The following is a 12,260-nucleotide window of genomic DNA, read 5'->3' as shown; positions in this document are numbered from 1 at the left end:
AAAGCCAGCAATCGCGGACTGGCTACGGAAGTGGACGGCCCCTCGTCCTAGAATCGGGTACTGCAGCGTGAACGTCGTCGCTCACGCATGCCGCTATCGAAGTCAATCCACGCCACAACCCAGGAGTTCGCTGTGAGCACCCCCGACACCACCCCCACCACCGGTACGGCACGCGTCAAGCGTGGCATGGCCGAGATGTTGAAGGGCGGGGTCATCATGGACGTCGTCACCCCCGACCAGGCGAAGATCGCCGAGGACGCCGGTGCGGTCGCGGTGATGGCGCTCGAGCGGGTGCCCGCGGACATCCGCGCGCAGGGTGGGGTGTCCCGGATGAGCGATCCGGACATGATCGACGGCATCATCTCCGCCGTCTCCATCCCGGTGATGGCCAAGGCCCGGATCGGGCACTTCGTGGAGGCGCAGATCCTGCAGTCCCTCGGTGTCGACTACATCGACGAGTCCGAGGTCCTCACCCCCGCCGACTACACCAATCACATCGACAAGTGGAAGTTCACCATCCCGTTCGTCTGTGGTGCGACCAACCTCGGTGAGGCGCTGCGCCGGATCACCGAGGGTGCGGCGATGATCCGGTCCAAGGGTGAGGCCGGCACCGGCGACGTGTCCAATGCGACCACGCACATGCGCACGATCGGTGGGGAGATCCGCCGGTTGACGTCGCTGAGCGAGGACGAGCTGTATGTGGCGGCGAAGGAGCTGCAGGCCCCGTACGACCTGGTCGTCGAGGTCGCCAAGGCCGGGAAGTTGCCGGTCACGATGTTCACCGCCGGTGGCATCGCGACCCCGGCGGATGCGGCGATGATGATGCAGCTCGGTGCGGAGGGTGTGTTCGTCGGGTCGGGGATCTTCAAGTCCGGTAACCCGGCGGAGCGGGCCGCGGCGATCGTGAAGGCGACCACGTTCTTCGACGACCCGGACGTGCTGGCGAAGGTGTCCCGCGGTCTGGGTGAGGCGATGGTCGGGATCAACGTCGACGACATCCCCGTCCCGCACCGGCTCGCCGAACGCGGCTGGTGATCCCCGCAAACGATCTGTGATCGATCGCGGCACCCCCGGCGCCGCACCGCTTCCGTTCGCACCGCGCGAGGCCCCGACCCGGGCCTCGCGCGGTGCGGTGCGCGGGACGCGTGTGAGAGTGTCAGCGGACGAGCATCGGAAGGGGCCGTGGATGGCGACGATCGAAGAGATCCTGGAAGTGGAACGCCTCGAGGAGAACATCTTCCGAGGCATAGCGACCGAGACCATGCTTCCCCGCACGTTCGGTGGGCAGGTGGCCGGTCAGGCGCTGGTGGCGGCGGTCCGCACGGTCGACCCCCGCTTCATGGTGCATTCCCTGCACGGGTACTTCCTCCGCCCCGGAAACCCCACGATGCCGATCGTGTACCTCGTGGACCGCATCCGGGACGGTCGGTCGTTCGTCACCAGACGGGTCAGCGCCGTCCAGGACGGTCAGGCCATTTTCACGATGTCGGCGTCGTTCCAGGTCGAGGACGAGGGCATCGAGCACCAGGACGAGATGCCCGTGGTCCCGCCGCCCGATACGCTGCCGTTCGCCAGTGACTCCGACGACCCGGAGATCGCCTGGCTCGCCCAGGAATGGTCCGACTGGGACATCCGGATGGTCGGTCACGGCGAGGTCGACCGCCGACGCGGCGCGGCCGCCCAGCAACAGGCGTGGTTCCGGTCCCGCAAGACGCTGCCCGACGACCCCGTCTTCCACGTCTGCGCCCTGGCCTACATGAGCGACATGACGCTGATCGGTTCCGCCATGACCCCGCACCCCGGTGTCGAGATCAACGGTGCCTCACTCGATCACGCGCTGTGGTTCCTGCGGCCGTTCCGGGCCGACGAATGGCTGCTGTACGACCAGACGTCGCCGTCCGCCGGTTTCGGTCGGGCGCTCGCGCAGGGCCGGATCTTCGACCGGAAGGGCAACCTGGTCGCTGCCGTCGTGCAGGAAGGACTGACCCGGTTCCTGCGCACGACGTGAGCGGGCTCAGCGGCTCGAACGGACCGCAGGCCTCGGCGGATGGTCGTACCGCACCAGCAGGTCGGGTTCGGCCGTGACGTCGGCGGCACGGCGCAGCAGGGCGGGCACGGTCCATCGTTGATCGGCCGGGGTGCGGCGTAGCAGGGCTCCTTCGCCCAGATGGAGTTGCACGGTCACGTCGAAGTCGAGGTCCCGGCCGAGCAGCATCGGGCCGGTGACGAGAAGCACCTGACCGTCGGCCGCGGGAACGCGGGCGCAGCGGGCGGAGCGATCCTCGTCCTCGTCCCACAGGCGCGGCAACCACCGGCGGTCGGTGCGGACCGACCGCACCACCTCCCGGTTCAGGGCGTCGTAGTCGAACCAGAGGGTGCGGTAGCTGAGTTCGTCGTCGCGTCCGTGCTCGAACCGCAGGGAGGCGGGCCGGACGTAGTCGTGGAGCGACACGACGTCACACGGGCGGCCCTGCTCCCGCAGCGACACGCACACCGCGTCCGCGAGGGGCAGGGGGTCCGCGCCGTCGGGAGCGTCGATCGCGACGACGGCGGTGCCGTGAACGGCGAGGCAGCGTTCGGAGACGAGGGCGACGAGACCGTCCGGGCTCGTCGGTGTGAACATCGTCATGGCACCCATCGTGCCTCGAGCCCGAACCGGGCGGATAACCTTGACCAGGCACAGAAGGAGGGCTCATGGCGAGCATCGAGGACGTTCTCGAACTCGAAGCGCTGGAGAAGGACATCTTCCGTGGCGCGGTTCATCCGTCTGTTCTGACGAGGACTTTCGGTGGGCAGGTCGCGGGTCAGTCGCTGGTCTCCGCGGTCCGTACCGTCGACGAGGCATTCAAGGTCCATTCCCTGCACGGGTACTTTCTGCGCCCCGGAAATCCGCTGAAACCCACCGTGTACCTGGTCGACCGGATCCGGGACGGCCGGTCCTTCTGCACGCGGCGCGTCACCGGAATCCAGGACGGCAAGGCGATCTTCACCATGTCGGCGTCGTTCCACACCGAGGACGAGGGCATCGAGCATCAGGACACGATGCCGTCCGTCCCCGCGCCCGAAGCGCTCGTCGACGCACAGACCCTCGAGGAGTTCGCCGCCACCGATCTCTACCGGGAGTGGAAGGAATGGGACGTCCGTATCGTTCCGGCCGGCTCCACCGGGAAGTCTCCCGGAATCGCCGCGCAGCAACGGGTGTGGATGCGGTACCGCAGCAAGCTGCCGGACGATCAGGTCTTCCACATCTGCACTCTCGCCTACCTCAGTGACATGACGCTCCTCGGCGCGTCGAAGGTCCCGCACCCGGGAGTGGTCACGCAGACGGCGTCGCTCGATCACGCCATGTGGTTCATGCGCCCGTTCCGCGCCGACGAGTGGCTGCTCTACGACCAGACCTCACCCTCCGCCGGCTTCGGCCGCGCCCTCACCCAGGGCCGCATGTTCGACCGGAACGGCACCATGGTCGCCGCCGTCGTACAGGAGGGGTTGACCCGCATCCAGCGCGATCAGGACAAGCGCGACATCGAGACAGGAAACATGGCATGACCCGTCCCCTCGTCGGAGTACTCGCCCTGCAGGGCGACGTCCGTGAACATCTTGCTGCACTCAATGATTCGGGTGCCGACGCAGTCGGAATCCGCCGCCCCGAGGAGCTCGAGAAGATCGACGGCCTCGTCATCCCGGGCGGCGAGTCGACGACGATGAGCAAGCTGCTGCAGATCTTCGAACTGCTCGAGCCGCTGAAGGCGCGCCTGCACGACGGGTTGCCCGCCTACGGGTCCTGCGCCGGGATGATCCTCCTCGCGAGCGAGATCCTCGACACCAGGCCCGACGCACAGCACCTCGGTGCGATCGACATGACCGTGCGCCGCAACGCCTTCGGTCGTCAGGTCGACTCCTTCGAGTCCGACCTCGATTTCGAGGGCATCGTCGGCGACCCGATGCGGGCCGTGTTCATCCGGGCTCCGTGGGTGGAGCGCGTCGGCGACGACGTCCAGGTTCTTGCCCGCGTGCCCGAGTCGGGTGGCGCGGCCGCCGGACGGATCGTGGCCGTCCGGCAGGGCTCCGTGGTGGCCACGTCGTTCCACCCGGAGGTGACGGGGGACCGGCGGGTGCACGAGTTGTTCGTCGACATCGTCCGCGGGGTCTAGCTCGCCGGACGGGGTGCGACGAGTGAGTTGAGGAGCGCTGCACCCTGCGCGGCGCCGTCGACGGTGACCGCGAACGGGCGGCCGCCGGTGCGGGTCAGCACGATCCCTTCGCCGGCGCGGATCACGACCGCGGTCCCGCGCGGCGTGAAGCGGTAGCCCCAGCCGCCCCATTCTGCGGGGCGGATCTCGGTGACCCGGGCGTCGTCGATGGAGTCGAGCGGGATCTTCCGCCAGCGGACGTTCCACGACGAGAGAGTCAGTCCCGTGCGGTCGATCTGCACGGTCACCGAGGCGAAGCCGCCGCCGGCGATCGCCAGGACGAGGAACAGGACGGCGAGCGAGAGTGCTCCCATCAGCGCGGAGACGACGGCGACCACGGCCATGGCGAGAGCGAGCACACCCGCCCACCGCCCGCGGGTATGTCCGGTCCAGGCTGCGCGCTCGCCGGGCCTCAGGGGGACGGGCAGCGTCGGCGCTGCCCCGTTCTCCGTGGAGTGCGACGTCCGGGGGAGCAGGGCGAACGTGGCGATGGCCCACAGGATTCCCAGGAGGGGAACGACGATCCACCAGCCCAGGGTTGCCGCTTCGGGCGAGCCTGCCGCGATCGTGGCGGCGACGCTGACGATCCAGGCCGTGGCCACCGTCCACCCGGTGAGAACGGTGGCGGGAAGCCAGAGCGCGGCGTCGGTGCGGGCCTGTGCCGCCACGACGCCGGCGATCGCGGTGGCGGCAGCGCAGACGGCGAAAGCGATCCAGAAGTAGGTGGTCGTGTCGCTGAATCGGTCGGGTTCGGTGCCGGACCAGTGGCTGGCCACCACCGGCGGCAGTTCGCCGCTCCAGGCGAGTCTCGCGAAGACGAGCGCGAGGACGGGTACAGCGGAGGTTGCGGCGAGGAGGCGCGTGCGGGAGGTCGTCATTGTCTGGTGGTCTCCTTGATCACGTCGAGCATCTGTTCGGTGTCGAGCCCGAGGCGTCGTGCCTCGGACACGAAAGCGCGTGCGGCTTCGGTTAATCCGGTGTGTACCGGGTCCGTGTCGGTGCGGATGACCGCGCCCCGGCCCCGGCGGAGGTCGATCAGGCCCTCGTCGCGCAGCGCGGCGTACGCGCGCAGCACGGTGTGGAGGTTGACGTCGATGGACTCGGCCAGCGCCCGGGCGGAGGGGAGCCGATCGCCCGCGCCGATCTCGCCGCGCAGGAACGCGCCGCGCACATTTGCGGCGATCTGTTCACCCAGCGAGGTGGTGGAGCTGTGGTCGACCCGCATCAACATGTTTGCATTCTATGCAAACAATGGCGACTTATGCGAGTTGTTACCCCGGGAACGCGCAGGGGCGGCCGGGCTGCAGGTAACATCGTCAGAGCTGAAACCGCGCATTCGGCGTGCCAAAGGCAGCAGGAAAGGGGCTTGAATCGCATGAGCGGCCACTCCAAATGGGCCACCACCAAGCACAAGAAGGCTGTGATCGATGCCAAGCGTGGCAAGGCCTTCGCGAAGCTGATCAAGAACATCGAGGTGGCGGCCCGTACCGGCGGTGGCGATCCTGCGGGAAATCCCACCCTGTACGACGCGATCCAGAAGGCCAAGAAGACGTCGGTCCCCAACGACAACATCGAGCGGGCCCGCAAGCGCGGCGCCGGTGAAGAAGCGGGCGGCGCCGACTGGCAGACCATCATGTACGAGGGCTATGGACCCAACGGGGTCGCCGTCCTCATCGAGTGCCTGACCGACAACCGCAACCGCGCGGCCAGTGAAGTGCGTACCGCGATGACCCGCAACGGCGGCAACATGGCCGACCCGGGCTCCGTGTCCTACCTGTTCACGCGCAAGGGCGTCGTCACCCTGGAGAAGGGTGACCAGTCCGAGGACGACGTGCTGATGGCGGTCCTCGATGCGGGTGCCGAAGAGGTCACCGACCTCGGCGACACGTTCGAGATCGTGAGCGAACCCACCGACCTCGTCGCCGTCCGCAGCGCACTGCAGGAGGCGGGAATCGACTACGACTCCGCCGAGGCCGACTTCCGCGCGTCCGTCGAGGTCCCGGTCGATGCCGACGGAGCACGCAAGGTGTTCAAGCTCGTCGACGCACTCGAGGAGTCCGACGACGTCCAGAACGTCTACACCAACGTCGACCTGTCCGATGAGGTGCTCGCGGAGCTCGACGACTGATCGCCCGACGCACGGCGCGGGGCGGGGGAGCGGTGCTCGCCCGCCCCGCCTCGTCCTGCGTGTTGATGCGCCGACTCGTCCGACCCCACGGCTAAGCTATCGAACAGCTGTTCGGCGTGGGAGAGGTGGCTTTGCGTGCGTGTGCTGGGTGTGGATCCCGGTCTGACCCGCTGCGGATTCGGAGTGGTGGACGGCGGCGGCGGCCGCACCGTCATCCCGGTCGCCGTCGACGTGGTCCGAACCCCGGCAGACCTCGAGTTGTCGTCGAGGCTGCTGCGGATCTCCGAGGCAGCCGAATCGTGGATCGATCTGCACAGGCCCGACGTCGTGGCGATCGAGCGGGTGTTCTCCCAGCACAACGTGCGCACCGCGATGGGCACCGCGCAGGCGGGTGGGGTCGTCGCCCTCGCCGCCGCGCGCCGCGGCATCCCCGTGTGTTTCCATACCCCCAGTGAGGTCAAGGCCGCCGTCACCGGGAGTGGCTCGGCAGACAAGGCTCAGGTGACGGCGATGGTGACGCGCATCCTCAAACTGGCGGCCGCACCCAAACCGGCCGACGCGGCGGACGCGCTGGCACTGGCGATCTGCCATTGCTGGCGGGCGCCGATGATCGAACGCATGGCCCGCGCCGAAGCCGCGGCCGCCGAACACAAACGTCGCTACCAGGCCCGACTGGCCGAAGTGAAGAAGGCAGGTACACGATGATCGCGTCCGTCCGCGGCGAGGTGCTCGAGATCGCCCTCGACCATGCGGTGATCGAATCCGCGGGAGTGGGCTACCGCGTGAACGCGACGCCGGCCACCCTCGGCGGACTGCAGCGGGGAACCGAGGCCCGGCTGGTCACGGCGATGATCGTCCGCGAGGACTCGATGACGCTGTACGGGTTCCCCGATTCGGAGTCCAAAGAGTTGTTCGGGCTGCTCCAGACGGTGTCGGGCGTCGGTCCGCGCCTGGCGATGGCGACCCTCGCCGTCCTCGAACCCGACGCGTTGCGGGCGGCACTGGCCGAGGGCAACGTCACGGCACTCACGCGGGTGCCGGGCATCGGCAAGCGCGGCGCGGAGCGGATGGTCGTCGAACTGCGCGACAAGGTCGACGCCGTCGCGTCCACGTCCGGGGCGGTGCCGCTCGGTACGGGCGGCGGCGGATCGGTCCGCGACCAGATCGTCGAAGCCCTCGTCGGGCTCGGATTCCCGGCCAAGCAGGCCGAACAGGCCACCGACTCCGTCCTCGCCGAGGCGCCCGAGTCGACTACCTCGTCTGCGCTGCGCTCCGCTCTCTCCCTGCTGGGGAAGACCAGATGAATCCCGAACCCGGCGGCGAGTACGACGAGGAGTCCCCGGTCTCGGCCGATCTCGTCGCCGGCGACGGCGACATCGAGGCCAGCCTGCGGCCGAAGAACCTCCACGACTTCATAGGGCAACCGCGGGTCCGGGAGCAGTTGCAGCTCGTCCTGACCGGCGCCAAGATGCGCGGCGGCACCCCCGACCACATCCTTCTCTCGGGTCCGCCCGGGCTGGGGAAGACCAGCATGGCGATGATCATCGCCGCCGAACTGGGCTCCTCGCTGAGGCTGACCTCGGGTCCGGCGCTGGAACGGGCCGGCGACCTAGCCGCCATGCTGAGCAATCTCGTCGAAGGCGACGTGCTGTTCATCGACGAGATCCACCGCATCGCCCGGCCGGCCGAAGAGATGCTCTACCTCGCGATGGAGGACTTCCGGGTCGACGTCGTGGTCGGCAAGGGCCCCGGCGCCACGTCCATTCCCCTCGAGGTCGCGCCGTTCACCCTGGTCGGGGCCACTACCCGCTCGGGGGCGCTCACCGGGCCGCTGCGCGACCGGTTCGGGTTCACCGCCCACATGGACTTCTACGAACCCGCGGAACTGCAGCAGATCCTCATGCGATCGGCAGGCATTCTCGGGGTGCAAATCGGCGAGGATGCGGGCGCCGAGATCGCGAGCCGGTCCCGGGGCACCCCCCGCATCGCGAACCGTCTCCTCCGCCGTGTCCGCGATTACGCCGAGGTCCGGGCGGACGGCGTCGTCACCCGCGAGATCGCCCACGCGGCCCTCGCCGTCTACGACGTCGACCAGCTGGGTCTCGACCGCCTCGACCGGTCCGTTCTCAGTGCCCTCGTGCGCAGCTTCGGCGGCGGCCCCGTCGGGGTGTCCACCCTGGCCGTCGCGGTGGGTGAGGAGCCCGCCACCGTCGAGGAGGTCTGTGAGCCCTTCCTCGTCCGCGCCGGAATGATCGCCCGGACACCCCGCGGCCGTGTCGCCACGGCCGCCGCGTGGACGCAACTGGGCCTCACCCCGCCGCCCGACGCTGTGACCGGCGGAATCGAGGTCCGCGTCAACGAGCCGCAGGCCTCCCTGTTCGATCCGCAAGGCCCCTGATCTACCCCCGGAGAAACGCCCGCCTCATGCCGACCGAACCGGTGTCCGGGCCGGTGATGGCACACTGGTGTATTGCATCGGTCCAACCGGGACCAGTGCTTCGGACCGTGCGACATACCTCGAGGTTGACTTACAGATGGATTTTCTCTTCCCGCTCCTGATTCTGGCGCTGCTCGTCCCCATGTTCCTGGGGATCCGCCGACAGAAGAAGGAGGCGGCCAAGGTGACCGCTCTGCAGGACTCGCTCTCGGTCGGCGACCGCATCCTCACGACGGCCGGTCTGCACGGCACCGTCGTCGCACTCGGCGACGAGACGATCGAGCTCGAGATCGCTCCCGGCGTGGTCACCACGTGGTCGCGTCTCGTCATTCGCGAGCAGATCGTCGACGCCCCGCTGCAGGGTGACGGTTCCATCGACCACGAGTCGATCGACGCCGAGGCCCCCGCCACCGACATCGTGCGCGAGGATCGTGAGAACGGCGGCGACACCACGCCGCGGCTGAACAAGGATTGATCGACGCTTCCGCGGCGTAACCGCGCAGCCGTCGCGTCGCAGGCGCCGCGGGCGCGGCAACCGGGGCACAGCCCTGCGTCTGCCGGTCCGGTGTGCTGTGAACGTTCCCACCCGAACTGCACGTACTGAGGAGACATAGAGATCGTGGCACCTTCCACAGGATCGGTGCATCCCGTCCGCTACCTCACCGTTTTCGCGGTGCTCGTGGCGGTTCTGTATGCCCTGGTGTTCTTCACCGGCGACAAGTCCGCGACACCCAAGCTGGGCATCGACCTGCAAGGTGGGACCCGAGTCACCCTCACCGCACGCACCCCGGACGGCAGCAAGCCGACGCCGGACAGCCTGCGGCAGGCCCAGGAGATCATCGAGACCCGTGTGAACGGACTCGGCGTGTCCGGCTCCGAGGTGGTCATCGACGGCGACAACCTCGTGATCACCGTCCCCGGCGACGACAGCGCACAGGCGCGTTCGCTCGGCCAGACGGCGCGGTTGTACGTCCGTCCCGTCCAGACGTCCCAGGCGGCGGCCGCTGCCGGCACGCAGGCACCCGCCGCCGGTGAGACGCCGGCCCAGACTCCCGCGCCCCAGAACCGGCCGTTCCCGGCTCAGGATCCGTCCACCTCTCCCGAGCCGGCCCCGACGGCGGAGCCGGCGCCCGCCGACGCATCCGGCACCGAGACCGGTGAGGCGGCCGACGAGATCGCGGCAGCGCGGGCCACGCGTCAGAGCACCGACCCGGCCGTGCAGCAGCAGGCGATGGCGACGCTCGACTGCGGGGTGCCCGACCCGCTGCGCGGCAACGACGACCCGGCCCTGCCGCTCGTCGCGTGCTCCACCGACGGTCAGGCCGTGTACCTCCTCGAACCGGCGATCATCGACGGACAGGAGATCGCCGACGCGACGTCCGGCTACAACTCCCAGCAGTCGCGGCACGAAGTGAGCCTGACGTTCAAGTCCGAGGGCAGCAACACCTGGGCCACATTCACGTCGCAGAACATCGGCAAGCAGGCCGCGTTCACGCTCGACTCCAAGGTGGTGAGCGCACCGGTCGTGCAGGGTGCGACGCCGGCAGGCAGCTCGACATCGATCACCGGCTCGTTCACCGCGGACAGCGCGAAGGAACTGGCGAACACCCTGAAATACGGCTCGCTGCCGCTCTCGTTCGCGGCGTCGGAGGCGGAGACCGTGTCGGCGACGCTGGGTCTCGCCTCGCTGCAGGCCGGTCTCATCGCCGGTCTGGTGGGTCTGGTCCTGGTGCTGCTCTACTGCCTGCTCTACTACCGCATGCTCGGAGTGCTCACGGCGCTGTCGCTGGTGCTGTCCGGGGTGATGGTCTACGCGATCATGGTGCTGCTCGGCCGGTACATCAATTTCACCCTCGACCTCGCGGGCATCGCCGGTCTGATCATCGGTATCGGTATGACCGCCGACTCGTTCGTGGTGTTCTTCGAGAGAATCAAGGACGAGATGAGAGAGGGACGCAGTTTCCGGTCCGCGGTTCCGCGCGGCTGGGCCCGTGCGCGCCGGACCATCCTGTCCGGTAACGCGGTCAGCTTCATCGCCGCGGCGGTGCTGTACATCCTCGCGGTCGGCCAGGTGCGTGGGTTCGCATTCACCCTCGGCCTGACCACCATCCTCGATGTCGTCGTGGTGTTCCTGGTGACGTGGCCGCTGGTCCACCTGGCCTCGAAGTCGCCGTTCTGGTCGAAGCCCGGTGTCAACGGGCTGGGTGCCGTGCAGCAGATCGCCAAGGAACGCAAGGCTGCCGCAGCGTCGGCGAAGGAGTCACGAGTATGAGCGAATCGACCAAGTCCCAGTCTGCGTCGCAGGCGGACCCCGAGTCTTCGCTGTCCGATTCGGGCGTCAACCAGGCGTCGATGCCCCAGCACAGCCTGCTGTCCCGCCTGTACACCGGAACCGGCGCCTTCGAGATCATCGGGCGCCGCCGCTTCTATTACATCCTGACCGGCACGATCGTGCTGATCTCGTTGCTGAGCATCCTCGTCCGCGGGTTCACCCTCGGCATCGACTTCGAGGGTGGATCGCGGATCCAGTTCCCCGCCGGCGGCGGGGTGGAGACCTCGCAGGTGGAGGACGTCTACTCCCAGGCGCTGGGCATGGACCCCGTCTCGGTGCAGACGGTGGGCTCGGGTTCGAGCGCGACCGTGCAGATCCGCTCCGAGGCACTCGACGCGGCCCAGGTGGTGACGCTGCAGGACGCGTTGTACGACGAGTTCCAGCCGAAGGACAGTGACGGCAACGTCAGCAAAAACGTGATCAGCGTGGCCGACGTCAGCGAGACGTGGGGCGGGCAGATCACCCAGAAGGCGCTGATCGCGCTGCTTGTGTTCCTGGTGATCGTGAGCGTGTACATCGGCGTCCGGTTCGAGCGCGACATGGCGATCGCCGCGATCGTCGCGCTGTTCTTCGACATCGCCGTCACCGCCGGTGTGTATTCGCTGGTCGGCTTCGAGGTAACCCCGGCGACCGTCATCGGACTGCTGACGATTCTCGGTTTCTCGCTCTACGACTCGGTGGTGGTGTTCGACAAGGTCGAGGAGAACACGCGCGGGATTCTGCACCTGACCCGTCGCACCTACGCCGAGCAGGCGAACCTGGCGATCAACCAGACCCTGATGCGGTCCATCAACACCACCCTGATCAGCGTGTTGCCGGTGCTCGCGCTGATGGTGGTCGCCGTCTGGATGCTCGGTGTCGGAACGCTGAAGGACCTGGCGCTTGTGCAGCTCGTCGGCATCATCGTCGGCGCCTACTCGTCGATCTTCTTCGCGACACCCCTGCTCGTGACGCTGAAGGAGCGGTGGGGTCCGGTGGCCGCGCACACGCGCAAGGTCCTCGCTCGCCGAGCGACCCTGGCACAGGGCGGTGCGCAGAAGGCCGGCACCCCGGCTGCCGAGGTCGCAGCGTCCACGACGGACGCCGCCGTCCCGCGCCGTCGGTCGGCGGCGACCGCACCCACTCCGGGCTCACGTCCCACCGGGAAGCGCAACAAGAAGAGGCACTGAC

Annotated in this window: 14 protein-coding genes; 11 read left to right on the top strand and 3 right to left on the bottom strand. The window is 68.4% G+C overall.

Annotation, left to right across the window (positions count from 1 at the left end; translation table 11 throughout):
• The first annotated feature begins 87 nt into the window (after positions 1-87).
• Positions 88-1,035 (top strand): pyridoxal 5'-phosphate synthase lyase subunit PdxS, encoded by a 948-nt coding sequence (gene pdxS, locus ACFVJ3_RS27750; protein WP_378455118.1) that lies wholly within the window; start codon positions 88-90, stop codon positions 1,033-1,035.
• Between the two features lie 151 nt (positions 1,036-1,186).
• The gene (locus ACFVJ3_RS27745; RefSeq protein ID WP_009480128.1) at positions 1,187-2,008 is read left to right on the top strand and encodes an acyl-CoA thioesterase II; all 822 of its coding nucleotides are present in this window, start codon (positions 1,187-1,189) and stop codon (positions 2,006-2,008) included.
• A 6-nt stretch (positions 2,009-2,014) separates the two neighbouring features.
• Here the strand turns inward: ACFVJ3_RS27745 and ACFVJ3_RS27740 are convergent, their stop codons facing one another.
• Positions 2,015-2,638, bottom strand: a complete 624-nt coding sequence (locus ACFVJ3_RS27740) for a hypothetical protein (protein ID WP_378455117.1) — start codon at positions 2,636-2,638, stop codon at positions 2,015-2,017.
• 56 nt (positions 2,639-2,694) lie between these two features.
• Here ACFVJ3_RS27740 and ACFVJ3_RS27735 point away from each other — a divergent pair, with 56 nt between their 5' ends.
• Both ACFVJ3_RS27735 and pdxT read left to right on the top strand, forming a co-directional pair.
• A complete protein-coding gene (locus ACFVJ3_RS27735) occupies positions 2,695-3,549 on the top strand; it encodes an acyl-CoA thioesterase (RefSeq protein WP_378455116.1) in 855 nt (284 codons plus the stop codon).
• A complete protein-coding gene (gene pdxT / locus ACFVJ3_RS27730) occupies positions 3,546-4,154 on the top strand; it encodes a pyridoxal 5'-phosphate synthase glutaminase subunit PdxT (RefSeq protein WP_317760938.1) in 609 nt (202 codons plus the stop codon). The genes ACFVJ3_RS27735 and pdxT overlap by 4 nt, the downstream gene beginning before the upstream one ends.
• On the opposite strand, the gene ACFVJ3_RS27725 is transcribed toward pdxT, so the two are convergent.
• Positions 4,151-5,071: a hypothetical protein gene (locus tag ACFVJ3_RS27725; protein WP_378455115.1), complete on the bottom strand. Its 921-nt coding sequence runs from the start codon at positions 5,069-5,071 to the stop codon at positions 4,151-4,153. The two genes, pdxT and ACFVJ3_RS27725, sit on opposite strands and share 4 nt — an antisense overlap.
• Positions 5,068-5,424 carry a GntR family transcriptional regulator gene (locus tag ACFVJ3_RS27720; protein ID WP_378455114.1) on the bottom strand — a complete coding sequence of 119 codons (357 nt, stop codon included), beginning with the start codon at positions 5,422-5,424 and terminating at the stop codon, positions 5,068-5,070. Before ACFVJ3_RS27720 ends, ACFVJ3_RS27725 begins: the two co-directional genes overlap by 4 nt.
• Positions 5,425-5,568: 144 nt before the next feature.
• On the opposite strand from ACFVJ3_RS27720, the gene ACFVJ3_RS27715 reads away from it, so the two are divergent.
• From ACFVJ3_RS27715 to secF, 7 genes are all read left to right on the top strand, one after another.
• Positions 5,569-6,321 (top strand): YebC/PmpR family DNA-binding transcriptional regulator, encoded by a 753-nt coding sequence (locus tag ACFVJ3_RS27715; protein WP_378455113.1) that lies wholly within the window; start codon positions 5,569-5,571, stop codon positions 6,319-6,321.
• Positions 6,322-6,456: 135 nt separating this feature from the next.
• A complete protein-coding gene (gene ruvC / locus ACFVJ3_RS27710; RefSeq protein ID WP_378455112.1) occupies positions 6,457-7,026 on the top strand; it encodes a crossover junction endodeoxyribonuclease RuvC in 570 nt (189 codons plus the stop codon).
• Positions 7,023-7,625 carry a Holliday junction branch migration protein RuvA gene (gene ruvA, locus ACFVJ3_RS27705; RefSeq protein ID WP_378455111.1) on the top strand — a complete coding sequence of 201 codons (603 nt, stop codon included), beginning with the start codon at positions 7,023-7,025 and terminating at the stop codon, positions 7,623-7,625. Before ruvC ends, ruvA begins: the two co-directional genes overlap by 4 nt.
• Positions 7,622-8,719 carry a Holliday junction branch migration DNA helicase RuvB gene (ruvB, locus tag ACFVJ3_RS27700; RefSeq protein WP_378455110.1) on the top strand — a complete coding sequence of 366 codons (1,098 nt, stop codon included), beginning with the start codon at positions 7,622-7,624 and terminating at the stop codon, positions 8,717-8,719. Before ruvA ends, ruvB begins: the two co-directional genes overlap by 4 nt.
• Positions 8,720-8,855: 136 nt before the next feature.
• Positions 8,856-9,233 (top strand): preprotein translocase subunit YajC, encoded by a 378-nt coding sequence (gene yajC / locus ACFVJ3_RS27695; protein WP_378455109.1) that lies wholly within the window; start codon positions 8,856-8,858, stop codon positions 9,231-9,233.
• 144 nt (positions 9,234-9,377) lie between these two features.
• Complete coding sequence (gene secD / locus ACFVJ3_RS27690) at positions 9,378-11,030, top strand: protein translocase subunit SecD (RefSeq protein WP_378455108.1); 1,653 nt, start codon at positions 9,378-9,380, stop codon at positions 11,028-11,030.
• Positions 11,027-12,259 (top strand): protein translocase subunit SecF, encoded by a 1,233-nt coding sequence (secF, locus tag ACFVJ3_RS27685; RefSeq protein ID WP_378455107.1) that lies wholly within the window; start codon positions 11,027-11,029, stop codon positions 12,257-12,259. Before secD ends, secF begins: the two co-directional genes overlap by 4 nt.
• Position 12,260 lies beyond the last annotated feature (1 nt).

Source organism: Rhodococcus sp. NPDC127593, assembly GCF_042671975.1.
Lineage (GTDB): Bacteria > Actinomycetota > Actinomycetes > Mycobacteriales > Mycobacteriaceae > Rhodococcus_F.
Note: the sequence above shows the minus strand (reverse complement) of the source record. Positions and strands in the feature narration are given on the sequence as shown.